The following is a 22,310-nucleotide window of genomic DNA, read 5'->3' as shown; positions in this document are numbered from 1 at the left end:
CCATCATAGCCACAAAAATCAATAGGGCGCTTAAAATCGCTTACAGGCGTTAATGGGTTTTTAGCCTTTTTACAAAAGCTGTGCTAAAAAATAAGCCCCCGCTGCATTTAAATACAGCGAGGGCTTAACCCAACATAAAAAAGGATAAACTATGGATAACCAAAAAATAGAGATTGCTAAATTGTCCGTCCAACTATTTACAACAATGGTTGATAAATCGTTACTGTCACAACTAGCAAATGAACTGCAAACCCCAGAAATGACATATTCAGATGCGAGACCGCTTGAGCTATTTGACGCTATCTTTGCCCATGTCGAAACCAAGGTCAATGGTAAGTAAGTCATGCTCACTTAGAGCGCCAGCTCCCGCAGCGTAAGCCGCAATAAGCAATGGGCGGTTACTGTAGTAAATGCCCATTTGCTTGCATTCTTTTTTAACCAGCTCTACAACCCGCTGGCTAATAACAAGCGACTCATCAACTGTCATACTATGTAGCTTACTCATCATCATTCTCCAATCAGTTAAAATAAACACGTAAATTAAATACAATCAGTGAGCATCTACAATAACCAACCGCGGTAAAAACCACTGTCGGAAAAACCTTTACATATAAAAACGGGGTAGTTAATTTAACCAACAGGATCAAAACAAAAAGGAAACACATGAAAACTTACTTTAAATACTTATACTTCCCAAAAATGCTATTAATTGGTTTATCCCTCCAATTCTATTTTTTGTATTCTTAACCAATATGACTATTGATACTTTTAAAAAAATTGATATTGAACTTACCACTCAAAAGCTTAAAAAAGAGTTTGATGTTAGTAGTACCAGGGCACTTTCCCTTGCTATGGGTTTATCACAGTCTGCATTCATAAATGCTATGAAACGTAGCTCATTACCATACGAAGGTATTGTAAAGGCGTGTGTAGCAAAAAGTATTTCACTAGATGACATATTTGGAATAAAACAGACATTCACAATAAGTCACCAAAATGAATCAAATCTAGCTAATTCATATAAAACCATCAAAAAAGAAGTAACTCATTTAAACAACTTAGTGGAATCAGTAATAGATGAGACCATAGCGTTCAATGAGTTAACAGGAGAAAGGTCACTTTCTGTGCGTAAGTCGCTAAGACCAATACTTGTTGAAGCAGCTTTAGAATATGAGTGTGATCATACTATCGTACAAGCTATTGCAAAGAGTACTTTAAGCCTGCTTTAATCTTTAAGAAAAAGCCCCTAACTAGGGGCTTTAACATCATTTTTCAGTAATTTTCACTGTTTTAGTTATCAATTCTGACACTAATTTTGACGTAGTAGATTCGCTTATTGTCTTATTGGCAGATAATTGGCAGATATAAAACATACCCATATTTAGGAACGAAGTTCTCTCTGTTGTTGTAGTCAATAAATTAGCTGTTTGATTTATAGAGCCTGATATTTCAGCTAAAGCTTGTGACTTAGCTCTATCATCACCTTGACTTTCACTCACTTTAGCTGCTGTTTTAGACAAATTTAATATCGCTTCTGATATAGTTGCGTCACCTTCCGCATCTGTTGTTTTAATTGCCAAAGCAGTTTGCATGCACGCTCTAATCGTTCCATCAGGATCGTTTAAAATAACAGCTGCACTGGTATCAGGCTCCCAAACAAATAGCGTACCAACCGTTTTATCCTCCTTGTCAGAAATAGATATATATGATTTTTTGAAATATGTGCTGCATCCACTAAGTACAGATATAGCAATAATGATAAAGATGATTTTCATCGTGTATCCTTACAAGTGTTAATTTCATGTAAATCTAGTCTGCATAATTACACTTGTAAAGTTTAAAAATAATTAATTAATTAACGCACTTTACATTCAATTGCTTTCTGATACTTTCTCTTTAATTCTCAAGGAGAGACCAGTTATGACTACCCTTAATCAAAAAGAAAACATCCCTAGTGTTTTCACCTACAAATATTTCTGGCTAGCAATTGCTATCCCAGTATCAATTTCTTTGATCCTTATGTGTTTTATTTGGATAAATGATAGGTTAATACCTGAGTGGCCTAACAAAAATTCGTTAGACATATTCCTAACCTTTATGTCAGTTCCTTTATGGATTCTTGGATCTTCAATCCCACTAGCAACACTTGCAACAGCGAATTTCAGAGCGATTCAATTTCAGGAAAACTTAGAGTATCAAAAAAGGAATTTGGAAAGGCAAGAATTTGAGCATAAATTAGATCTCTACCACAAAGAACTTGTACTTTTTAAAGAAAAATTTGAAGCAGCGATTTACAATGGTGGGTTCAAATTAATCAGGGCAAATGATGCGACATCTATATATTGCCGCTTCTACCTTAAACCTAAGTCAAAAGATGATGTTCATAATAAAGTTGACGAAAATCGTGTTGAATACATATTTGCCTTTTTTATTAATTTTGAAAAAGAAGTATTTACCATTGCAAGGGGGCTAAATATGAATGAAATGAAATATGAATTAGTTAAGCACATTATTAATGATAAAGACCAGAAAATTGTCACTGCAGTTTGTTCACAAATCAATCCATACAAAGTAAAAATTATCGTGCTTTTATTAATTTTTGAAGACGTTTTGAAAGCTATCTGTGATGCGATAGGTATAAAACATTATTCTATTTTTAAATTCCCGTTAGCAACTGTTTTTGAAATGATAGTTGATATTTTTGCATTGCAACGAAGTTTGTTAGATAAAGGTTATTTGAAATACCACAACTTCTTCTCTTTTGAGAGGCAATCTCATCTGATCAGTATTATAAATTTTTGGATAGATCAAAGCCAAATTGAAAAATTTCAAGATAACAAATACTTATATGATGACTTTAAAGGTGAATGCTATATAAAGTACGGACAGATAAAAAGTAATAGCGAACTGTAGTTTTCAATCTGTTGGTGTTTAAGCGAGTTCCAATCAGTTCCATTTGTAGAGATCATATTTTACTTTGCAGTACATTTTCAATATCGCTTAAAGATAAATCATATAACCTAATATGATCACTGGCATTGTAGTTACTCATAAACTTTTGGTATTCAACAGAGCTAACAGGAGAAGTGTCTATAAAGAATGACTCGCCATCTTCTCCAAGTTTATTTGTGTAAGTAATTTGAGTTGAATGTTTTAGAGATATGAAAACAAAACCATACTTGTCATTAAATTTAGAATTTTGGAATTCAACATAAACATCAAAAAACTTAGCATTATTGTTATGACCTTTAACAATCGATAATTCACCAGTTGGATCTGAAGAATTAAAACTAACATCATAGTATCCAATTATTGGTATATAAGAGACAATCTTTTCTGTTTCTTTATACTGTTCAACTATAATTATTGAATTTACATTTTTATTAAAATTACTAATTTCTTCTCCTGAATTGTATATTCTCAGCTCAGTCTCATTCGCATGCTTTGCGACTGGATCATATAAAGAGATTTCCTTTAAATAGAAGTTAGGTTTAGCATTCAAAGAAGATAGCTTTAGCTGCTGATCAGCTAATTTGTAGGATGCAATAGCTACAAAAAGAGCTGCAATGCTTAATGATATAGGTGCAAAAGTATCAAAGTATATTTTATTTTTTTCTAACCAGACTCGCATAAATATAATCCATTAAAATTTGTACGTTACTATTTAAACCTTTGTCCTTTGCAGCACTCGCTCTACACGGCCAAGCACTGTGAACCTGCCAGATTCAATATCTTCAGCCTCAACAAAAAAACCAGAGTAAGCGTTGTTGTCACTAGTGACTTTATAACCCTTACTTTTAAAATCGTACTGAATACGTTTTACAAAAATCTCATCATCAAAGCGCAGAACACAAACACCTTCACGTGCTTCTGATAAATCATCTATCAACGAAACAAGCGTTAAATCACCATCGTGAAGTGTGTTTTCCATACTATCACCGCGAACGGGAACAACTGTTAACTTCTTATTATGTAAGTTGTGTTGTTCTAACCAACGCTTTGAAAGTTCAAAACGAGCAATAGGGTGCTCAGCTACCACTAATGCGCCACCACCAGCACTGGCTGATAAATCATATTGCGGCACCGCCGTTAAATCAGCATGGCTGGTTTGCAGGGCTGTGCCTGGTGTTGATGCGGCTGGTAAAGTATCTCTTTTACAGCCTTTGAGTACGTAATTAATATCAAAGCCAATATCGGATAAGGCAATTAATTTGTCAGAAGGGATTGGATATCCAGCTTCCCAACGAAGGAAAGTCGTTTTACCTACACCAATTGCTTTAGAAGCATCTGCTTGTGTTAGCTCTAACCTGTTACGCTCTTCCCGCAAGAAAGTTGTCATTTATTGAAACTTTTAACCATTAAAATTACTAGAAACTTCAATAATGTACAATATATTGAATACAATAATGCCAAATATTGAAACCTTGACGTTGACAGTTTCAACATATTGAAACTATACTCACCACACATTAACAAAAACATTCTCTTTAAATCTCGCCAAAGAACTGAAAAGAGAATGTAAACCAAAAGGTACTTTACAATGAAACCAGAGCAAATTAAACAAGCCCTTGAAGAAAAAGGCTATTCACTGTCAATTGTTGCTACTGCGCTGGGTTTAAACCTATCGCATGTTAGTAGTGTTGTTTATCAACATACCACCTCATACAAAGTGGCTGCTGCCATTGCCAAGATTATCGGTAAACCGGTAGACGTTATTTTCCCCGATGTACCTGCCTACATTAAAAACAAAGATTGTCGCGCTAAAAAAGTACAAGCGTTACGCGAGTTACTAGCCAGTGAGCAATAGCATCGGCAATCACGCGTATTAAATCAATGTAATTTTGCAAGAGATTTTTACCATGGAAAATTTAACAATGGCACAGCAAAAACAACTCACTAAAAGCATTCTAGATGCCGATGTAGCGCCTGATTGCGATATATACCACTTGTTTATTCACAGCGTATGTTCAGCCATGAAGCGTTCAGGCTTTAGTCGCCCAGTAATAGCTGACCGCATGAACGATGCACTACGCGCTCAAAACAACGATGTAGACCAAGCCAAACTCAATAAATGGCTTGCCCCAAGTCAAACTAACTATATGCCAATGCATTATTTGCCTGCCTTGTGTTACGCAGTGCGTTCAACAGAGCCAGCCAATATATTGCTTAAACCCATTTTGTTTAAAGCGGTCGATCAGCGCTCACAGCTACTGCAACAGCACGCAGAACTGCAAATGGAGATTGAAGAGCGAACAGCCATGCAGCGCTACATAACAGAGTCGTTATTAACTAACGACAATCAAGACTGAAAGCACCATTTCACCACCCGATATAAAACCCATATAAGGCTAAAAACAATGACAATCAAAGACCAAAAACCGTCTGCATTTTGTAAAGCCAGCCGCATAAACGCAGCCGGAGGCCATTATGAGCACTGAGTTAACGGATCAAACATTCTCTGCCGAAGAGCAACAGCAGTTAAGCGCCAAAATCGAGAAGATGGCAGGGCACATACAGCTCGTAATGCCAGATTCAGTTGACGAAGCATGGCAACTGGTTGTGCGTATGGAAGAACAAGCGCTGGTTGATACCGCAAAGCGCGGGCTGTTGTATATGTCGATCAAAATGCACTTAGGCCACGGCGAATTCGAGCAAAAACTAAAAGAGTTCGGTATTCCTGTTCGTAATACACAAAATTCGATAGCAGTAGCAAAAATGTTTTTAGCATTGCCTGATTCAAAAACGCAGACGTCTGCGCTTTTGAACATGAACAAAAGCAAGCTGATTGAAATGGCACGTTTACCGGTTGAAACCGTTGAATCGTTAGATGACGACGACCTAGACACGCTTAATGATTTATCAGTGCGTGAGTTCCGCAAGGAAATTCGCAAGCTAAAAGACAAGCATACCGAGCTTGAAGAGCAAACAGCCACGCTTATAAACGCCCTAGAGACCGAGCGCTTAACCAAAGCCCCTAAGCAAATGTACGAGCTGCCGATGTTGGTTGCACAGATTCGCCGTGATGCGTTTGCGCACAGTGCCGTTGTTAACGAGTCGCTCGAAGAGTTTATAGCCATGGCAGAGCAGCTATGCAACACACGCGACCTTGACCTAAACCACCGTATTGGTGCAGCGCAAACCACTTGGCATTTATGGCTAGGCATACAGCAGCGCATAACCCACATGTTAAACCGTTTAAGCGGGGAGTTTGGCCCTGAGCATTTAGCCGGCGCTGAGTGCATACCGCAATTTGCCGAAGACGAATGGCAAGACGCCCAAGCAAACCGTGAATACATGCTTGCCATGTTTAACGACCGTTTTAGCACTAATTCTAATAAAAAGTAGGAGAGAGCAATGCATCCTGCAGTACAAAAATACAATAAGTTACCCAGCACAGGTAACGAGCTGAGTTGGCAAAATGCCAGCGAAACAGCCCGTAAAAAAGCCCAAAATAGGGCGGTGCTAGTTCGCCATTTACTTACCCAAGAGTGCGGCATACCTAAAGCATTTGAGGCATTGGTTAAAGCCTACCGTGCCAACACGGCGCTTAGCACATTAGCAAGCGCGATTGATGCACTAGGTAAGTTACCCGGGCGCGCCACTATTTATAACTGGTGCAATGCGTATAAAGACAACGGCATTAACGGCCTATTACCAAACCACAAAGGCAAAGCACAAACCCAATACAGCTGGCTTGCCCGCTGCCTTGAGCTTTACCACAGCCCAAACAGCCCAAGCTTTGCACAAGTGGCAGATCAGTTAAACAAAGAGGGCTACAAGGCAGAGCATCACCAAGTGCGCCGCTTTATAAATGCACTCCCACATGAGTTAGGCCCACAAAGCCCGTATCGCATGGGTGCAAAACTGTACCGCGAAAAACATAAAGATCATTTGTTGCGCTCAACCGATAACTTAAAGCCTGGCGTTATGTATAACGGCGATGGCCACACGCTCGATGTATATCTTGCTCACCCTAAAACGGGTAAGCCATACCGCGCTGAGCTTACCGCGTTTCAAGACGTAGCAAGCCGCACCATTGTGGGCTGGGAACTCGGCTACGCCGAAAGTACACTTGATACGCTAGCAGCAATAAGCCGCGCTATTAAAGTGCATAACAATGTGCCTGCCATGTTTTACCTTGATAACGGCTCAGGCTACAAAAACAAACTCATGAACGACGACACAACCGGCTTTTATGCACAGTTTGAAATAGACGTTATTTTTGCCATACCAGGCAATGCCCGTGTTAAGTGGATAGAGCGGTTCTTTTTACATATGGAAGACCGCGTTGGTAAACGCTTTAGCACGTATTGTGGCCGCGACCACGACGATCGCCATAAGCAACTGGTACTTAAAGAGGCCAAGCAAGGCAAACGTAAACTGCCCACGGTAGACGAATGGATAGCCGAATTTAAAGCGTTTTTAAACGACTACCACAACAGCGAGCACCCTGAAATTAAGGGTAAAACCCGCCAGCAAGTATGGGACGAAAACATAGAGCGCGTACCACCGGTAGAGGGCGATTTTGTGATGCTACCGCGCGAAACCGTCAACATTCGCCGTGGCCGTTTTCGCTTGCACCAACGTGACTACAGTGCCGACTTTTTACACCAGTTTAACGGCCAAGAGCTTGTTGCCGCCTACGACCTACACGACGACAGCTACACCAAGCTTTATAAGCTAAACGGTGAGTTTTTAATGTTCGCTAACTTAAAAACTAAATCGCATGCCGTGCCTACATCGCGTATTGAGCAAGCTGAAAGTAAACGCCGCACTGGCCGCTTAAAACGCATTGAAACCAAACGCCGCGAAATCGAAGCCCAAGAAACGCAATATCGCATTATCGATGTTGATTCTGTGGCTAAGTTTGGTGCGCCAATTAAGGCTATTGCAGCACAACAAGCACCGGTAAATATTTTTGATTTTGATGTAACGCCTACGCAGCCACAGCACGAAATCGACCTAAACGAATTACTAGATCAACCCAATTTACGCAAGGAACATACTTATGAGCTATAGCCAACCACACCCATACACGCCAGAGCAAACGCTACGTGTTGAGCTAATAAACCAAGAGTTAAGCACCACAGGCATGACCGCCGAGGAGCTTAACTGCGGCTTTGCATTGCAGTCAGTTAAAGAAGTACTGGCAAACAAATGCACCATCAACCCTGAAAAAATCATTGTGGCGATGTGGCAAAAGCTGTTTGGTAACGCCGCTATTACTGAGATTGAAAAACGCAACGGCTTTAATAAGTCATATAACAAAGCTGATCGCGAACTAGCAGCCCGTATTTGCTTGCGTTTGCAATCGCCCGAAATACGCGAGCAAAACATTACCAGCGCCAGTATTGCTGTGAGTATGGGTAAAAGCCCTGCGTCTATTAGCCAATTAATTAACGGTAAATACAACGCAAAGCCAACGGCGCACTTGCACGACATTTGGGCGCTTATTTGCCCTGCAGAGGTTGACCAAGGCAAGCCATCTAATGAGCGCAAAAAAATTGAAATTGTGTACGGTGATGTGCGCTTTATTCCTACTAGCACCTCAAAGCTCATTGCTATGGCATGTGACCAAGCGCGAGCACGTAAACGCTTTAGTGTGTTTGCAGGCCAAGCGGGGTTGGGTAAAACCAAAGGCATTGCGGAATATTGCCGCCACAACAAAGAGGCTATTTTAATTGCCGGCAGCGAGCAAACCAGCAGCACCCAAGTGCTTGAGCAACTCACTACAGCCCTGGGCTTATCGCGTTGCCCAAGTGCCTATAAAAACATGCAAAAGATTATTAGCGCACTACGCGACACAGACCGCCTAATTATTTTAGACGAAGCCGACAAGTGCAAACCTAACTCGCTCGACCCGCTGCGCACCATAAGCGACCAAGCCATTGTAGGCGTAACGCTGGTTGGCAACATTCAACTCGTAGACAAACTGCAAACCCAAGAGCGCTACGAACTGATAGCAAGCCGCGTGTGCTTTTGGCCTAAACCCATTGGCCAAATAACGGTTGAAGACATACGCACCCTGTTTTTAGAGCTAACCGAGGGCACGGTAAAGCTCGCCCAAAACGATGCAAAGTGGTGGCAATGGCTGCACAAACGCGTTGAAGGTAATGCCCGTGAGCTGGTTGAAAACCTGCTCCCGCACTTGCTTAACCACACCAACAAAAATCCAGACACCGCCGTAGACAAGCTGTTAGTCAATGGCATTTTTTCATCAGTACTTAATAAACCAGCGGTTTAAACGCTGTTTAAACATATTTTAAATAAGGATTTAATCATGGCATTTTCAATTAATTTAAACACTCCACGTTTTACCGCACGTTTAGCAGTAAACGACACGATTAGCACGCAACACATGCTGGCTGTACTTGCTGATAAACAAGGCTCAGGCGAGTTTATCGACAGCTGCAACGGCAATATCAAAGCCGCGTTTTCAATGCTGATAGCCGAAAAGCTATTCACTATTCAGCACGTTTTAGGCGTTAAATCGCCAGAGCAATTGGCTATTCGCTTTAACAACTTACACCCAAACCTAGCGCGTATTTATACCCAAGGCGTTAGCGACTGGGGCATTAAGGTCATCAATTTACAACCAGCCATTGCGTTTGAGTTTATCCCGATGGAGCAAAGCGCATGAGCAACTTGATCCAACAAATCAAAATTGCGCAAAAGGCGGCGGGTATCGAGCAAGATATCCACCAACTTAATGTTGCCTACATTTGCAACCAGCGCACCAACACCTGCGCACAGTTAACCAAGCTTGAGCAACAGCAGCTGCTTGCGCGTTACCGTGCAATGAACCCAAATGCCGGCAAAAAGCAGTTACCCGCGCAGCTAAAAATGATTTACAGCCTGTGGGGCCAGCTACACCGCGCAGGCGCGGTAAACATTGACTCAAAAGGGGCGTGTGACTCATTTTGTGAAAAGCACCTGCAGGGTAAAAAACTCAGCCAAAGCGCCCAGCAATGGCCGCATATTATCGAAGTACTTAAGCAATGGCTTATACGCCATAAAGCAAAGCAGGGGGCGTAAATGGCTAATTACGAAGAGTACCAAAACTTTACCATTAACCCGCGTAAGCCGCCTTACACCGAGGAAGAACGCTATCGCCCAGTTAAAGCAACAGACCGCGAAAAGTGCCGCATTCGCCGTGACGTAGAGGCATACCAAGAGCAACGCCGACTAGACCGCGAAAACGGCTTAGATTATTTATTTGAGGAGCAATCATGAGCGAATCAACCATAGATTTACGGGCATTACCCCATGGCCTGCGCCGCATAGTTAAACACTTAGGGGTTGAACAAACCATTGCGGTACTCACCGAGCAGCAAGGGCAAATGTTTTATATCCCAGAAAAGCCAACCGAGGATCACGAAGTAGTCAAGGTATTTGGTAAAGCCCTAGTGCAAGAGCTAATAGATGCCAACGTAGGTTCAAGCTACCAAATACCCATGCTGCACAAAGTGCTGATGCAAATTCGCAATCAACAAATTTGCCAAGCCCTGGACACTAAAAGTAGCAACATTCAGCAGCTGGTTAAGCGTTTTAAGATCAGCCGCCAGCAAGTAAGCAGTATTTACAGTGCATACCAAGACGAACGGGCGCACGAAACACAATTAAATTTAAGTTTGTAGGGGGCTTTATGGAGCTTTTAAAAGACATTAAAGCAGAATGCTTAGCCTTTTTTAACGCTGCGACGTTACGCAGCAAACCAGTAATTCATTACAAATGCCCTGAGTGCGATAACACCTTAAAAACCATGCGCCCACCAGAGGGCGAGGTTTATAACGATCACACTATTTGCATTCATTGTTGGTTTGAGTTTATCCGTGTAACTGATGGTAAAGAGGTTAGAATCCAAACCTACCCCAAGCACAAACATGCAAAACAATAACTTTGTACTGCTCACTGCAATGCAACTTAGCGGCGGCAAAAAGCCAAAGCGGTGGCAGTACGAATACGGTTTAAACCTGTTAGCCCGTTACATCAACCAGCGTAAAGTTATGGGCCTAGATGTAACGGGTTTAATGGAAGAATATAGGGAGGCATATAAAGTCTTGATAAGTTATAGGAGTTGGCATAGTTTGTATTAAATTAAAAAGGAACTTCATATGCAAGACTACGCAACTCAGATAAATGATCTATTCAACGATGACTCATACCCACCCATGATTATATTTACTGGTAAATGGGGCATTGGTAAAACTTACTTTGCTGAAAAGTTTTTAACTTTTGAGCTCAAAACTAAATTCCAATATAAAATCACATATCTATCGGTACTAGGTATTACATCACTAGATGACTTTAAAGATTTATTAATAGCAAAAAGATATTTAGAAGAAAAGCATGATGCAAAAGGGGTAAGCCATCTAACACATTTACTTGCTACAGCAGAGAAAGTGACAGGTGGTTCTAGTATCATTAGTAACGTTATTAAAGGCTCTGCAGGTGCTGCAAAACACTATATGCTAAAAAATATTTCTGATGAATTATTTATTATTGATGATATTGAGCGTATCGAGTGTTCTTCTTTAAAAAAGCATATTATTGGAGAATGTTTAACACTTACACAAAGCGAAAATAAATTTATTTTCGTTACTGATGAACAAAAACTCAACCTTGAACAATCCTTTACTGAAAAAACATTCTCTGAAACAATTATTTTTAGGCAGAGTCCCACAGAGTTATTTTTAGCTATAAAGCCTGAGTTAAAAAAGTTAGCTAAAGACGAAGAATTGATAGTAACACTGATAAAAGAAAACAATTTAACCAATTTGAGGGTTCTCAAACGAAGTTTAAAGCGCATTGAATCTCTTATTTTATATCTGGAACAGTTTTCTAGGATTGACTACGAGCTAACGAAATCAAAAATAATAAGTGACGGGATTTTTATCGCAAAAAGTTTTTATGTTGATAACCAAGAGCAGATAACTGAACGAGATGATAAGTACTACAAGGCTTTTTCTTTTAGACAACACCAGAATTTTTTCTCATACATGACGGGGAAGGAAAATAATTTCGAAAATATTTTTCCCGAAAGTTCACTTCCTCAGAAAGATTCACATTTAGATAAGCTTCTTTATAGCCAAGTATTCACATTATCAGAACAAGACTTTGAAAAAGGTGCTGAAGAACTTAAAAATTACATACTGAATGAACAAAATGTTGTCGTACAGAAGTTTTTTGAATGTTTTGATTACTATGAATTTTTAGTTTCAAAAGGCTTTTTAGAAGAAGATGAAAGAATAACCTTTGAAAAAATTGATAATATTGCTAGTTCAAAACAGTTTGAAAATTATGAAGGGATGAGAAGTCGAACATTTGTTGAAGAAAAATATGAGCTAGAATTAGATAGATACCTTGATTCTATTTATAAAGATCAAAGAAGCCAAGAATTAACTAATTTAATAAATGAAATGGGAAAGTCATTCAAAAGTTCTTGCCTTTATACAGATGCAGGATATAAAACAAGACCGATTTTGCATGAAATAAAAATCGAAACTTTAAAACAATTAGTAATTGGTTGGGAAGGCCGAGATATTGGATATTTTGCAGCCTTTATAAATGGAAGAGTGGACTTTATAGGTGCATCCAGGGAGCTAGAAAAAGAAAAAGAAGTGACTAATGAGTTAATTATCTATTTAGAGGAATATCAAACATCATTGCCTCCATCACTTAAGAAAGGAGATATATGGTTTTTGTTAGTTGCTTTAAAAAAGTTTCAAAAAAGCGGTGAATAAAATTTTGGCTTGCCCCCTTGTATTAGCAAGCCTTTTTAATTTAACCTAATAGACCAGCTCGAAAGCCCCAGCCGCAAACAACTTTACAGTGTTACCCAATCCCCTAAATTGATTTACTACCAGCATGACAAATACAGTGCATGCGCCATTTATTGAGTTTTTAGCTCAACAAATTATTAAGGCCAGTTCTAAAGCCGAGCAAATTGCAATTTCTCGCCGTTGCCCGTTAAAAGACCTGCCCGCATTGCGTACCCGCGTTAAACAGCTGCTAAACCCAGCCAATAACAAACCAGTGCGCAGTACTCGCTTACCTGCCTGTTACGTCCTAACAAAACAACGTTTAACCAAAATGAGGACTCAACAGCATGGCGCTTAAAAGAAAAGTGGTAGTACCGACTGCCCCAAGCTTTACGTTTCAAGAATTAGTACCAAAAGCCACGTTTGAGCTTTATCAAGACGACCCTTTGTTTTTGATCAATCTATTTGATGATCGCGCATTGCGTATGCTGCAAAAGTTACGCAACACGTTTGGCCCATGCACCGTAAATAGTTGGAGCTGGGGCGGCGCTAATCAATACCGTGGTTTTCGCCAGCTTGATTGCGCAATTGGTGCTAAGCGCAGCCAACATAAGCTAGGTAAAGCATTCGATTGCAGTTTTACTAATTACACCGCTCAGCAAGTACGTGACTACGTATTAGCCCACCCGCAAGAATTCCCCTACATCACCGCCATCGAAGGGCAAGTAAGTTGGTTTCATTTTGATGTACGCACGCCTACATGGACGGGCATTAAAGTATTTAACCCGTAAGGAGCACCCATGAATCAAGAACAAGAAAACTTATTATTTCAAGCCATCGGTGAAATACAGGGTAGTCAGGCGGCTATTTTAAATGACTTAAAAGACATTAAAGCCGATATTCACCAAAGCATTGAAAAAAGCGAAGCGCGTCAAAAAGAAATAACAGATAGCTTAAAGCTTGATATAGAAAAAAGCGAAAAACGCCAAGTTACAGCCATTAATAAGCAAGACGAGCGCTTAGCGAAGGTTGAAGAAAAGCTCACTAACCAGCGGGTTAAAGTGGCTGCTATGGGTGGCTCTGCGGGCTTAGCTGTATCGCTGATAGCCTATGCTGTAAAAAATGGATTGATGAACTAATGGCGCACCCTGCAGAAAAGAAAAACGCCATTCGCCACAGCTATGTAACCGAGCTGCTCGCGTTAAGTGTGGCTGCCATAAAACACAGCGTGGCCGACGGCACAGCACGACGCTGGAAAATGGAAGCCAAAGACAACGGCGACGATTGGGACTTAGCCCGAGCAGCAAGCCGCCGCAGTGAAGGCACAGCAGGGGAGTTTACCACCGACTTTATTGAAGAATTCACCATTCAAGTAAACGAAACCTTTGAGCTTTTAAAATCAGCCGAGGGCGCAGCGCTGCCGCTTGAACAACGTACAAAAGTACTTAGCTCACTCACCGATATGATGAGCAAAGTAATGAAGGTATCGGGCGGTAATAAAAAACTTGAAAAGCGCACAATTGCCGCTGAGGTAGTTAAAATTCTTGCTAAGTTTGTATCAACCAAATACCCCGAATTTGCCCCTGAGTTTGTTGAAATACTCACAGCCTTTGGTCCACGACTCGATCAGGAGTTAAGCGACTAATGGCCGATATGAATTCACGCGAGTTCTTAGCTGAAATAGAACAGATCACCGGCTCACTGCGACGCGATATTGAAGCAAAAGAACGCAATATTGATCCAAGCCCTGCAGCGATTAAAGAACGCCGTAAATGCGTACTCGGCGGCGACTTTGAGTTTTTTGTGTATACGTATTTTCCGCACCACATGTGGCTAGACGACGATCAAACAGCGTCTGAGTTTCAAAGCTATTTTATGAACTGGTTCCCCGAAGCCCTTAAACTTAAAAATGGCTGGAAAAACTGGTTTGTGGCACCCCGTGGTGAAGGTAAAAGTACCCTAGCTGTAAAAATTGCCCCTGTTTATGTAGCGGTGTTAGCGCTATTGCAAGACCCTGATATTTGCCAAGACCTGGGCTTAGAGAAAATAAAGCAATTTATCGATTTTGTTATTTTGTTTGGCGCTGAAACCAAAATGCCAACCAAAACACTAGAGGTAGTTAAAACCGAGCTGCTTAACAATAATAACCTCGCGTTAGACTTTCCCGAAGTATGCCAAAAATCCCCAGTGTGGAAACTCGGCGAGTTTGTAACAGCCCAAGGCGTACGCTTTGAAAGCCGTGGTGCTGAGCAATCAGTACGCGGTACGTTCCATGGTGCCAGCCGCCCTAAGCTACTGCTATCCGATGACATTATTACCGATGCCGAGGCAAAATCGCCCACTGAGCGCGATAACCGCTGGCGCTTCCTAGAAGCGGCCGTGCAATACCTTGGCCCACCGGACGGTACCGTTAAATTTTTAGGTGTAAATACCGTATTAAATAACGATGATCCAATAAGCCGCGCTGAAGAAGCACCAGGGCATATTGTTCACCGCTTTAAAGCCATTAAACAAATGCCTGAACGCATGGATTTGTGGGAAGAGTGCCGCGATTTAATGGTGCATGACGACAAACACTTTGAAAAACGCGCCGCCGCCAAAGGTGAAGCAGTTTCAACCGAGCAAAAACCGTCGTTTAAGTTTTGGATCAAGCGAAAAAAGCAAATGCTTAAAGGTGCAACTACAAGTTGGCCAAGTGTGCGTTCGCTTTACGATTTAATGTGTATGTGGGCGGCTAATAAGCGAGAGTTTAACCGCGAAATGCAAGGCATAGCCAAAAGCGACGAAGAAGCTATTTTTTACCAGTTTGATTTTTGGGTTGATCGCCTAAACGAATGGATACCCTACGGCGCATGTGATCCAAGTATGGGCAAAACCGAAAAAGCCGACCCGAGCGCAATATTAGTGGGCTTTTACTCTAACGAATTGCAAAAGCTACACGTTGAATACGAAAGCCGTAAAGTACGTGGTACCAGCCGTTTACTTAACGACTTAATACGCGCTCAAAAAGAATATAACTGCCGCGTGTGGGGCTTTGAAAACAACAATGCCTTTGATTTTATGCGCAGCCAATTTATTACCACAGGCCTAGAGAAGGGCATTGCCCTGCCGTTACGCGGTGTTACAGCGGTTATTAGCGCTGAGGAACGCATAGGATCACTTGAAACCTACGTGACCAATACACCAGCGCAAATTGCCTTTCATTCGCACTGCCGCTTACTACTCGACGAGCTAGAAAACTGGCCAGAAAAACAAACCGCCCATCACTACGATTTAAGCTGTGCCCTGGCTATTTTATGGATGGTAGCTAGCACTGGTGCAGGCGGTATGCCGCGTGTTAATAGCCGCAAAGTCACTAAACAAATAAGGGGCTATCATGTATAGCAAGCCACGCATTAAATCTACAGCATACGCCGCGCTTAACCGTATGTTTGACCAAAACCGTATAGATCCAAGCCTTACGTCACTTATAACTGAGCTACCAAACCCTGATCCAATCTTGCGCCGCGCGGGTAAAAACACCGCTATTTATGAAGAAATAGCACGTGATGCCCATGTAATAGGTGAACTACGCTCGCTACGTAGCGGTTTATTTAGCTTTAATACCGAGCTTGTGCCAGGTGGTGACGATGCAGCCAGTTTAAAAAGTTATGAGTTAGCCAAAGCGTTTTTTGCCCGTAAGCCATGCCCACATACAGAATGGGCGGATATGGATTGGCACAACTACAGCGCAATTTTAAATGGCTTTAGTGTGACCCATTTAGGCAAATACATTAAGCACGACGGTCATTGGCAACCTGAATATGTAGAGACCTGGCGCAACAGCCGCTTTGCGTTTAATAGTGATCACGAGCTGCTTGTTAAAACCAGCGACAATCCACAAGGTGAGTTAGTCGATCACCGTCGTTGGTCGTGCGTTCGCCACATGCCAAGCGCCGAAAACCCATATGGCATCGCATTGTTAAGCAGTTGTTTTTGGCCGTGGACCTTTAAACACGGCGGCTTTAAGTTTTTTGTACAGCTGTGCGAGCGTTTTGGTATTCCATTCCCCGTGGGTAAATACCCAATTGCCAGTAAAGACAAAGATATCGAAAACTTGTTAGATGGCTTAGCACGACTTGTGCAAGACGGCATTGCAGCAATACCGGATGACACCAGTATTGAGATCATCGAAAGCAAATTATCTGGAGAGCCAGTGCCAGAGCGCTTAGTAAACTTTTGTAATGCTGAAATTAGCAAAGCCCTCACAAGCCAAACCCTAGCAACCGAGCAAAAAAATGGCGGCGCACGTGCTGCCAGCGAAACCCATGCAAAACGCGCTGGCGACAACCAACGTTCAGACAGGGCGCTTGTAGCTTCATACCGTAACCAGCTTTTAAACGCATTACACTCGGTAAATTTTGACGGTGGCGAACCGCCCAAATTCATCTTTAAAGACAAACGCGAGATCAACACCGACACCGTAACCCGCGTGCGCGAAACAGCCCGTATTGTGCCTGTTGGTGAGGACTGGGCCTATCAAGAACTCGGTGTACCAAAGCCAAAAGACGGCGAAGCAATACTTGATGTGCCCGAGGAAGGCCATGGCATTGCCACAGCCGCTAAAACTGAGTTTGCCAAAAAGCCAACAGACAGCGTAGAGCTTACCAACGAGTTTGATGTGTTTGATCACGCAAGTGACGACACCATTAAACAGATTTTTCAATTTGCCCAGGCATCTAAAAGCCTGGACGAACTTAAACAAAAAATAACCTCACAATTTCCTGAAATTTCAAGCTCTGCATTGGCGCAAGTTGCCCAAACAGCAATGGAGTATGAGTTTATGGCAGGCATGAACGAGGCTAATTCTAAAACTGTGGAGATAGACAATGAATAATGTTCCTGACGGGTATTTAAAAGACGGCAAAGGCAATTTAGTCGCCATTGCTAACATCAAACAAACCGATTTAATCAAAGACGAGTTTGTTAAAAAAGCCATCGATAAAGCCGTTGAAATGCAGGAAGCACTAGCAGAGTTTAAGCAAAGCTTAATGGCCGAAGCCGACGACTTTATAGAGCTATTAGCGCAAGAACATGGCGTTAACTTAGGCGGTAAAAAAGGCAATGTGACACTACGCACTTTTGATAGCCAACTAAAAGTAACGCTACAAACACAAGAACGCATTGAACTTGGCCCAGAGCTTACCCTTGCTAAGCAATTAATTGATCAATGCCTGGATGAATGGACGGAAGGCGGCAATCAAAACATTAAAGCAATTGTTAGCAAAACCTTCAACACGGATAAGCAAGGTTCACTTAACCCGCAACGCATTTTAGCCCTGCGTAAACTCGAAATTTCAGACGATTCAGGCAAATGGACCAAAGCCATGAACATTATTGCGGAATCCGTTGGCGTTGTTGACTCTTGTCGTTTTATCCGCTTTTACAAGCAAGATGATAACGGCATTGAGCAAGCAATTTCACTCGATATAGCAAAACTGTAGCGGGGCGCTTATGGCCATCACAAAAGAGCAGTGGATAGAGATAGAAAACGAGCTTGCAGGCACATTTGGTAATGTTGTTTTCTCTGTAGGCGATCACAAAGTCTCTGTGCAACGCCAGAGAAAATCTGAGTCGACAACCGTGTTAAGTGTTTATATTGATGATTTTATAAAAGGCGAATGGTTTAACAAAAAAGAGTCGCGCCCTGTATGCCTTGAGCAAGTATGGCGTAAACGCTCTATTTCATTATATAAGCCTAATGAGATTAAACGTATTCAAAAAGCCTTTGGTAAACGCGATTCAAAAAAATATTACCCAAAACTGCATGATAAAACTGAATATTTTGATTGTTTTTTTACAACGTCTAAGTCACTTGTTCGACAGTTTAAGCGCATTGAAAATATAGAGCTTGAACTGATTGGTGGCGTAACTTATGAATCAATGGAGGCATAAATGGACCCAATTACAATAGCACTTGGCATAGCAAAGCTCACAGGCCTAGATAAAAAAATAGGCGGTTGGATAGGGGGCGACAATGGATCAAAGGTCGCGTCTAAAGTGGTAGATATTGCGCAAACCATTACTAATGGTGGCACGCCAGAGCAAGCATTTAACCTGGTTCAGCAATCCAGTGCATTACAACAAGAGTTACGACAAACCATTTTAAACCGTGAAAAAGAGCTTGATGATTTAGCGTTTAAAAACACTCAAAGCGCCCGCAATATGCAGATACAGGCACTTAATCAAGATGATAAGTTTTCTAAACGCTTCATTTATTACTATGCGTGGTTCTGGTCGGTTGCAACCGTTATATACATAGGGTGTATAACGTTTTTAACCATTCCAGATACCGCAACACGTTTTGCTGACACTATTTTAGGCTTTATTTTAGGCACCGTTGTAGCGTCAATATTGAATTTTTTCTTTGGTAATAGCCGTGATAATTCACGCAGAAACGAAATTCAAGACATTCAACAGTCGTTAAAAGAGCAATAATATGGCCTTACCAGCTCCACAATATGGCGACCTTGTTAAGTTCAAGGAAGCCATTTCTCATTTCAAAGACAAAATTAAGCTTACCAGTGAGTCATATAAAGACTTACAGGGCTTAATTCACGCCAAAGCATTTACCGTTGCCGGTGCTACACAAATAGAGATCATTAACGAGCTATATACAGCAGTTGATAAAGCGATTAGTGATGGCGAGACCATATCGGACTTTAGAAAGCGCTTTGACAAAATAGTTGATGATCATGGCTGGTCATACAATGGTAAACGGGGCTGGCGTACTAAAGTTATTTATCAAAACAATAAAAACACCGCGCGAGCAGCTGGCCGTTGGCAACAACAAGAGCGTTTAAAACAGCGCAGACCTTATTTATTATACTTAACTGCTGGCGATAGTCGCGTAAGACCTGATCACGGTAAGTGGAATTACATTTTACTGCCTGTAGATCATCCGTTTTGGGATACACATTATCCGCCAAATGGTTATAACTGCAGGTGTAAGGTGGTATCACTTAATGCGCGTGATATTGCACGAATGGGGCTAACAGTTACTAAGCCTGAAACAGTGAACAAGTTTATGGAGTCATTCAAAGTTGTAGACCCATCAACAGGCGAAGAACTTAATAAGTTAGCAGGCATTGATCTAGGCTGGGATTATAATCCAGGTAAAGCATGGCTAGGTGCAGACATTGCAGCAGGTAAATCAGTTATGACGTTATCAACTGACATTCAAAAGTTAGCGGTACCACAATTTAACGAAGCAGTTTTAAAATCTCAGCAGTACTATATAAAGCAGGTAAACTTACAAGCAGCAAAGTTAGCGCTTAAAAAGTCAGTACCAGACAGCCAGCAATTTACGTTAGGGCACTTGCCTGTAAATTTACTAAACGAGTTGTCACGTAAAAACGCACCTATATATAGTAGCGCTGTTACAGTCAGCAGCACTCAAATTGAAAAGTTCTTAACTGGCCAGCTAGCAATTGAACAAGTACAAGACCTAATGAACGCTGTTCAAAATCCAAATACGTTTGCTTATATAGGCAACCAAGTAAAAATATCGTATCAGGGTTTTATGATCACAGTAGAGCTAGGCCCAACGTTCAATACAATAATAGCTGCCGAAAAAGTTTAAACATCGGCAGCTCAAAATATTTAAACAGCTTTTAAAAGGCGTTTAAAGTGTATTTAAAGGAAAGTTAAACGATCAACAATGATCTAATTCTAAACGTACAATGAGCAGGAATGATCGTGGAATGAGTCAGTTTGAACAGGTTTCGTCTAAAACCAAGCGTAATCCGAATTTACTTGATTTTGCGCTCAGGGTTCACCAAACCCAGTAATAATGGGCTTTTCCAAAACACGAGGGCGAAAATCTCCATATCATCATTATTCTAGAAATGAACAACCCCTTACAACAATTAGGCTGTTACTTATAAAACTTACTTTATTTAACATAATATAAATTATAGGTTATTAAATGCATTACTGTAAACCTCTGCAAATACACATCTAGAATCGCTCACTAAGTCCAATACTAGACGGTATCGGACTTAGTGATGGTTTATTTCAATAATACAGTTTAATTCGAGTATCTTTCTTGAGCTTCATTATCGCTTAGCATAGTATTAAAAATACAATTTAAGCTGTATCACAAGAAGTAAACAATATGGAATTTGTGCGCCCGTTAGAACCAATCCTAATAATTGATGATGTTCAAGATATACGTGACTACTTAAATCAGATCTTAACTGAGTTAGGTTTTGAAGATATTCTTGAAAGCAGAGATTTTGAATCGGCTAAAACGTTGATTGATGAAAAATCCCCGAATGTTATCTTTCTCGATATTGAACTGCCCGATACCGATGGTACAGAAATTCTTGAATACTTAAATGACAATTACCCACATACACATGTTGTCATGTGCTCTGGCCATAACAGCCTCGAAAATGTTCAAAATACTTGGGAACTAGGTGCTAAAGGTTTTATTGCAAAACCATTTAATGCTAAAAAAGTTGATACGGTCATGAAACGCCTCGAACTCATTTAATGTAATTTATCAACCTACAAGGTTACTATGCAACAGACCGTACAAGCGATCATTGATGATTTATCTCAGGTTATTTTTGGCAAACAGCAACAAATAAAACTCGCGTTAACCTGCTTGTTGAGCCAAGGTCATTTATTAATTGAAGATTTGCCAGGTATGGGTAAAACCACTTTATCGCATGCACTTGCTGCGGTATTAGGTTTATCATATCAACGAGTGCAATTTACCAGTGATTTATTACCCTCAGACATACTGGGCTCAAGTATTTTTAATGCCAATGAGCATAAATTTACTTTTCATAAAGGGCCTATCTTCAGTCAAGTTGTTTTAGCGGACGAAATAAATCGTGCAGGTCCAAAAACACAAAGCGCTTTATTAGAGGCAATGGAAGAAAACCAAGTTACTATGGATGGTGATAAACATGCCCTACCAACACCATTTTTTGTTATAGCAACTCAAAACCCTTTATATCAATCAGGTACTTATCCTTTACCTGAATCTCAATTAGACCGTTTTTTTATGCGTATTAGTTTGGGTTTTCCACCTAAAGAAGCTGAACGTAAACTCATTTTAGGCCAACATAATCGTGATTATGCACACTTACCTGTACGTATCGATACACAACAATTAATTGAAATACAAAATAAAGTAAGTGCTGTTATGTTAAGTGAACCAGTTGTTGATTATATTTTGGCGCTTGTATCTGCTACCCGAAATAACAGCCAATTTGCTAATGCGTTATCTCCACGGGCCAGTATTGCAGTTGGCAAAGCCGCGAAAGCATGGGCGTTTATTGATGGTCGTGACTTTGTTACCCCTGATGATGTGCAAACTATTTTTGCTAGTGTTACCGAACATCGTTTAGGTCTGCAGCATGATGTTAGCTCACAACAGATCAAACAATTAATAAATACTGTTGATGTGCCACTTTAAGGTATGAACAATAAAACAGGAAAGCGCCCTACTTTTTGGTTTCAGTTTAAAGCTAAGATTTTCAAGCTATTACTAAGAAA

The 22,310-nt window shown here is 40.9% G+C and carries 30 protein-coding genes; 26 read left to right on the top strand and 4 right to left on the bottom strand.

Annotated features, from left to right (window positions below):
* Positions 1-289: 289 nt before the first annotated feature.
* Positions 290-505 (bottom strand): hypothetical protein, encoded by a 216-nt coding sequence (locus PSR9079_RS08540; protein ID WP_149981136.1) that lies wholly within the window; start codon positions 503-505, stop codon positions 290-292.
* Between the two features lie 247 nt (positions 506-752).
* On the opposite strand from PSR9079_RS08540, the gene PSR9079_RS08535 reads away from it, so the two are divergent.
* A complete protein-coding gene (locus PSR9079_RS08535) occupies positions 753-1,229 on the top strand; it encodes a hypothetical protein (RefSeq protein WP_149981135.1) in 477 nt (158 codons plus the stop codon).
* A gap of 36 nt (positions 1,230-1,265) precedes the next feature.
* Here PSR9079_RS08535 and PSR9079_RS08530 read toward each other — a convergent pair whose 3' ends face one another.
* Positions 1,266-1,775 carry a hypothetical protein gene (locus PSR9079_RS08530; RefSeq protein ID WP_149981134.1) on the bottom strand — a complete coding sequence of 170 codons (510 nt, stop codon included), beginning with the start codon at positions 1,773-1,775 and terminating at the stop codon, positions 1,266-1,268.
* Between the two features lie 145 nt (positions 1,776-1,920).
* Between PSR9079_RS08530 and PSR9079_RS23905 the strand changes: the two genes are divergently transcribed.
* Entirely contained in the window at positions 1,921-2,913 is a 993-nt protein-coding gene (locus PSR9079_RS23905; protein ID WP_246175513.1) for a hypothetical protein, read from the top strand.
* Between the two features lie 52 nt (positions 2,914-2,965).
* On the opposite strand, the gene PSR9079_RS08520 is transcribed toward PSR9079_RS23905, so the two are convergent.
* Positions 2,966-3,631 carry a hypothetical protein gene (locus PSR9079_RS08520; RefSeq protein ID WP_149981133.1) on the bottom strand — a complete coding sequence of 222 codons (666 nt, stop codon included), beginning with the start codon at positions 3,629-3,631 and terminating at the stop codon, positions 2,966-2,968.
* A 33-nt stretch (positions 3,632-3,664) separates the two neighbouring features.
* Positions 3,665-4,339, bottom strand: a complete 675-nt coding sequence (locus tag PSR9079_RS08515) for a LexA family transcriptional regulator (protein ID WP_149981132.1) — start codon at positions 4,337-4,339, stop codon at positions 3,665-3,667.
* A gap of 201 nt (positions 4,340-4,540) precedes the next feature.
* Between PSR9079_RS08515 and PSR9079_RS08510 the strand changes: the two genes are divergently transcribed.
* The 24 genes from PSR9079_RS08510 to PSR9079_RS08395 all read left to right on the top strand — a co-directional run bounded on the left by PSR9079_RS08510 (position 4,541) and on the right by PSR9079_RS08395 (position 22,230).
* Positions 4,541-4,807, top strand: coding sequence for a helix-turn-helix domain-containing protein (locus PSR9079_RS08510; protein ID WP_016707158.1), 267 nt, complete (start codon positions 4,541-4,543; stop codon positions 4,805-4,807).
* Between the two features lie 52 nt (positions 4,808-4,859).
* A complete protein-coding gene (locus PSR9079_RS08505; protein ID WP_149981131.1) occupies positions 4,860-5,309 on the top strand; it encodes a hypothetical protein in 450 nt (149 codons plus the stop codon).
* A gap of 118 nt (positions 5,310-5,427) precedes the next feature.
* Complete coding sequence (locus tag PSR9079_RS08500) at positions 5,428-6,345, top strand: hypothetical protein (protein WP_149981130.1); 918 nt, start codon at positions 5,428-5,430, stop codon at positions 6,343-6,345.
* Positions 6,346-6,354: 9 nt separating this feature from the next.
* Positions 6,355-8,019, top strand: coding sequence for a Mu transposase C-terminal domain-containing protein (locus tag PSR9079_RS08495; RefSeq protein ID WP_149981129.1), 1,665 nt, complete (start codon positions 6,355-6,357; stop codon positions 8,017-8,019).
* On the top strand, positions 8,009-9,244 hold the full coding sequence (locus PSR9079_RS08490; RefSeq protein WP_149981128.1) for an AAA family ATPase: 1,236 nt from the start codon (positions 8,009-8,011) through the stop codon (positions 9,242-9,244). The genes PSR9079_RS08495 and PSR9079_RS08490 overlap by 11 nt, the downstream gene beginning before the upstream one ends.
* A 36-nt stretch (positions 9,245-9,280) precedes the next feature.
* Positions 9,281-9,640 carry a hypothetical protein gene (locus tag PSR9079_RS08485; RefSeq protein WP_149981127.1) on the top strand — a complete coding sequence of 120 codons (360 nt, stop codon included), beginning with the start codon at positions 9,281-9,283 and terminating at the stop codon, positions 9,638-9,640.
* The gene (locus PSR9079_RS08480) at positions 9,637-10,035 is read left to right on the top strand and encodes a phage protein GemA/Gp16 family protein (RefSeq protein ID WP_149981126.1); all 399 of its coding nucleotides are present in this window, start codon (positions 9,637-9,639) and stop codon (positions 10,033-10,035) included. The genes PSR9079_RS08485 and PSR9079_RS08480 overlap by 4 nt, the downstream gene beginning before the upstream one ends.
* Positions 10,036-10,233 (top strand): hypothetical protein, encoded by a 198-nt coding sequence (locus tag PSR9079_RS08475; protein ID WP_149981125.1) that lies wholly within the window; start codon positions 10,036-10,038, stop codon positions 10,231-10,233.
* Positions 10,230-10,637: a Mor transcription activator family protein gene (locus tag PSR9079_RS08470; protein WP_149981124.1), complete on the top strand. Its 408-nt coding sequence runs from the start codon at positions 10,230-10,232 to the stop codon at positions 10,635-10,637. Before PSR9079_RS08475 ends, PSR9079_RS08470 begins: the two co-directional genes overlap by 4 nt.
* Positions 10,638-10,645: 8 nt before the next feature.
* Positions 10,646-10,897, top strand: coding sequence for a hypothetical protein (locus PSR9079_RS08465; protein WP_149981123.1), 252 nt, complete (start codon positions 10,646-10,648; stop codon positions 10,895-10,897).
* Positions 10,884-11,096 carry a hypothetical protein gene (locus tag PSR9079_RS08460; RefSeq protein WP_149981122.1) on the top strand — a complete coding sequence of 71 codons (213 nt, stop codon included), beginning with the start codon at positions 10,884-10,886 and terminating at the stop codon, positions 11,094-11,096. Before PSR9079_RS08465 ends, PSR9079_RS08460 begins: the two co-directional genes overlap by 14 nt.
* Before the next feature lie 18 nt (positions 11,097-11,114).
* Positions 11,115-12,743: a P-loop NTPase family protein gene (locus PSR9079_RS08455; RefSeq protein WP_149981121.1), complete on the top strand. Its 1,629-nt coding sequence runs from the start codon at positions 11,115-11,117 to the stop codon at positions 12,741-12,743.
* Between the two features lie 124 nt (positions 12,744-12,867).
* The gene (locus PSR9079_RS08450; protein ID WP_145233980.1) at positions 12,868-13,119 is read left to right on the top strand and encodes a hypothetical protein; all 252 of its coding nucleotides are present in this window, start codon (positions 12,868-12,870) and stop codon (positions 13,117-13,119) included.
* Entirely contained in the window at positions 13,109-13,552 is a 444-nt protein-coding gene (locus PSR9079_RS08445; protein WP_149981120.1) for a hypothetical protein, read from the top strand. Before PSR9079_RS08450 ends, PSR9079_RS08445 begins: the two co-directional genes overlap by 11 nt.
* Before the next feature lie 9 nt (positions 13,553-13,561).
* A complete protein-coding gene (locus PSR9079_RS08440) occupies positions 13,562-13,900 on the top strand; it encodes a hypothetical protein (protein WP_149981119.1) in 339 nt (112 codons plus the stop codon).
* On the top strand, positions 13,900-14,406 hold the full coding sequence (locus tag PSR9079_RS08435; protein ID WP_149981118.1) for a DUF1804 family protein: 507 nt from the start codon (positions 13,900-13,902) through the stop codon (positions 14,404-14,406). The genes PSR9079_RS08440 and PSR9079_RS08435 overlap by 1 nt, the downstream gene beginning before the upstream one ends.
* Complete coding sequence (locus PSR9079_RS08430) at positions 14,406-16,145, top strand: hypothetical protein (protein WP_149981117.1); 1,740 nt, start codon at positions 14,406-14,408, stop codon at positions 16,143-16,145. Before PSR9079_RS08435 ends, PSR9079_RS08430 begins: the two co-directional genes overlap by 1 nt.
* A complete protein-coding gene (locus tag PSR9079_RS08425) occupies positions 16,138-17,637 on the top strand; it encodes a phage portal protein family protein (RefSeq protein ID WP_246175512.1) in 1,500 nt (499 codons plus the stop codon). Before PSR9079_RS08430 ends, PSR9079_RS08425 begins: the two co-directional genes overlap by 8 nt.
* Complete coding sequence (locus tag PSR9079_RS08420; protein ID WP_149981115.1) at positions 17,630-18,244, top strand: DUF3164 family protein; 615 nt, start codon at positions 17,630-17,632, stop codon at positions 18,242-18,244. The genes PSR9079_RS08425 and PSR9079_RS08420 overlap by 8 nt, the downstream gene beginning before the upstream one ends.
* 10 nt (positions 18,245-18,254) lie before the next feature.
* The gene (locus PSR9079_RS08415) at positions 18,255-18,695 is read left to right on the top strand and encodes a hypothetical protein (RefSeq protein WP_149981114.1); all 441 of its coding nucleotides are present in this window, start codon (positions 18,255-18,257) and stop codon (positions 18,693-18,695) included.
* Positions 18,696-19,238, top strand: a complete 543-nt coding sequence (locus tag PSR9079_RS08410) for a hypothetical protein (RefSeq protein WP_149981113.1) — start codon at positions 18,696-18,698, stop codon at positions 19,236-19,238.
* A gap of 1 nt (position 19,239) precedes the next feature.
* On the top strand, positions 19,240-20,382 hold the full coding sequence (locus PSR9079_RS08405) for a phage head morphogenesis protein (RefSeq protein ID WP_149981112.1): 1,143 nt from the start codon (positions 19,240-19,242) through the stop codon (positions 20,380-20,382).
* Positions 20,383-20,916: 534 nt separating this feature from the next.
* A complete protein-coding gene (locus PSR9079_RS08400; protein WP_145233960.1) occupies positions 20,917-21,297 on the top strand; it encodes a response regulator in 381 nt (126 codons plus the stop codon).
* A 27-nt stretch (positions 21,298-21,324) separates the two neighbouring features.
* Positions 21,325-22,230: an AAA family ATPase gene (locus tag PSR9079_RS08395; RefSeq protein WP_149981111.1), complete on the top strand. Its 906-nt coding sequence runs from the start codon at positions 21,325-21,327 to the stop codon at positions 22,228-22,230.
* Positions 22,231-22,310: the final 80 nt, after the last annotated feature.

The sequence above is a fragment of the Pseudoalteromonas rhizosphaerae genome, from assembly GCF_902498845.1.
In the GTDB taxonomy this organism is placed as follows: Bacteria; Pseudomonadota; Gammaproteobacteria; order Enterobacterales; family Alteromonadaceae; genus Pseudoalteromonas; species Pseudoalteromonas rhizosphaerae.
The sequence above is the reverse complement of the archived record's forward strand: the minus strand, read 5'-3'. Positions and strand labels throughout refer to the sequence as shown.

Excerpts from the sequence above, each read along its gene's own strand:
- PSR9079_RS08455 (WP_149981121.1), top strand. The coding sequence starts at position 11,115 with ATGCAAGACTACGCAACTCAGATAAATGATCTATTCAACGATGACTCA.
- PSR9079_RS23905 (WP_246175513.1), top strand. The coding sequence starts at position 1,921 with ATGACTACCCTTAATCAAAAAGAAAACATCCCTAGTGTTTTCACCTAC.
- PSR9079_RS08410 (WP_149981113.1), top strand. The coding sequence starts at position 18,696 with ATGGACCCAATTACAATAGCACTTGGCATAGCAAAGCTCACAGGCCTA.
- PSR9079_RS08505 (WP_149981131.1), top strand. The coding sequence starts at position 4,860 with ATGGAAAATTTAACAATGGCACAGCAAAAACAACTCACTAAAAGCATT.
- PSR9079_RS08480 (WP_149981126.1), top strand. The coding sequence starts at position 9,637 with ATGAGCAACTTGATCCAACAAATCAAAATTGCGCAAAAGGCGGCGGGT.
- PSR9079_RS08485 (WP_149981127.1), top strand. The coding sequence starts at position 9,281 with ATGGCATTTTCAATTAATTTAAACACTCCACGTTTTACCGCACGTTTA.
- PSR9079_RS08430 (WP_149981117.1), top strand. The coding sequence starts at position 14,406 with ATGGCCGATATGAATTCACGCGAGTTCTTAGCTGAAATAGAACAGATC.
- PSR9079_RS08520 (WP_149981133.1), bottom strand. The coding sequence starts at position 3,631 with ATGCGAGTCTGGTTAGAAAAAAATAAAATATACTTTGATACTTTTGCA.
- PSR9079_RS08465 (WP_149981123.1), top strand. The coding sequence starts at position 10,646 with ATGGAGCTTTTAAAAGACATTAAAGCAGAATGCTTAGCCTTTTTTAAC.
- PSR9079_RS08500 (WP_149981130.1), top strand. The coding sequence starts at position 5,428 with ATGAGCACTGAGTTAACGGATCAAACATTCTCTGCCGAAGAGCAACAG.
- PSR9079_RS08460 (WP_149981122.1), top strand. The coding sequence starts at position 10,884 with ATGCAAAACAATAACTTTGTACTGCTCACTGCAATGCAACTTAGCGGC.
- PSR9079_RS08495 (WP_149981129.1), top strand. The coding sequence starts at position 6,355 with ATGCATCCTGCAGTACAAAAATACAATAAGTTACCCAGCACAGGTAAC.
- PSR9079_RS08425 (WP_246175512.1), top strand. The coding sequence starts at position 16,138 with ATGTATAGCAAGCCACGCATTAAATCTACAGCATACGCCGCGCTTAAC.
- PSR9079_RS08400 (WP_145233960.1), top strand. The coding sequence starts at position 20,917 with ATGGAATTTGTGCGCCCGTTAGAACCAATCCTAATAATTGATGATGTT.
- PSR9079_RS08470 (WP_149981124.1), top strand. The coding sequence starts at position 10,230 with ATGAGCGAATCAACCATAGATTTACGGGCATTACCCCATGGCCTGCGC.
- PSR9079_RS08510 (WP_016707158.1), top strand. The coding sequence starts at position 4,541 with ATGAAACCAGAGCAAATTAAACAAGCCCTTGAAGAAAAAGGCTATTCA.
- PSR9079_RS08405 (WP_149981112.1), top strand. The coding sequence starts at position 19,240 with ATGGCCTTACCAGCTCCACAATATGGCGACCTTGTTAAGTTCAAGGAA.
- PSR9079_RS08420 (WP_149981115.1), top strand. The coding sequence starts at position 17,630 with ATGAATAATGTTCCTGACGGGTATTTAAAAGACGGCAAAGGCAATTTA.
- PSR9079_RS08535 (WP_149981135.1), top strand. The coding sequence starts at position 753 with ATGACTATTGATACTTTTAAAAAAATTGATATTGAACTTACCACTCAA.
- PSR9079_RS08415 (WP_149981114.1), top strand. The coding sequence starts at position 18,255 with ATGGCCATCACAAAAGAGCAGTGGATAGAGATAGAAAACGAGCTTGCA.
- PSR9079_RS08540 (WP_149981136.1), bottom strand. The coding sequence starts at position 505 with ATGAGTAAGCTACATAGTATGACAGTTGATGAGTCGCTTGTTATTAGC.
- PSR9079_RS08435 (WP_149981118.1), top strand. The coding sequence starts at position 13,900 with ATGGCGCACCCTGCAGAAAAGAAAAACGCCATTCGCCACAGCTATGTA.
- PSR9079_RS08530 (WP_149981134.1), bottom strand. The coding sequence starts at position 1,775 with ATGAAAATCATCTTTATCATTATTGCTATATCTGTACTTAGTGGATGC.
- PSR9079_RS08475 (WP_149981125.1), top strand. The coding sequence starts at position 10,036 with ATGGCTAATTACGAAGAGTACCAAAACTTTACCATTAACCCGCGTAAG.
- PSR9079_RS08450 (WP_145233980.1), top strand. The coding sequence starts at position 12,868 with ATGACAAATACAGTGCATGCGCCATTTATTGAGTTTTTAGCTCAACAA.
- PSR9079_RS08490 (WP_149981128.1), top strand. The coding sequence starts at position 8,009 with ATGAGCTATAGCCAACCACACCCATACACGCCAGAGCAAACGCTACGT.
- PSR9079_RS08445 (WP_149981120.1), top strand. The coding sequence starts at position 13,109 with ATGGCGCTTAAAAGAAAAGTGGTAGTACCGACTGCCCCAAGCTTTACG.
- PSR9079_RS08515 (WP_149981132.1), bottom strand. The coding sequence starts at position 4,339 with ATGACAACTTTCTTGCGGGAAGAGCGTAACAGGTTAGAGCTAACACAA.
- PSR9079_RS08440 (WP_149981119.1), top strand. The coding sequence starts at position 13,562 with ATGAATCAAGAACAAGAAAACTTATTATTTCAAGCCATCGGTGAAATA.
- PSR9079_RS08395 (WP_149981111.1), top strand. The coding sequence starts at position 21,325 with ATGCAACAGACCGTACAAGCGATCATTGATGATTTATCTCAGGTTATT.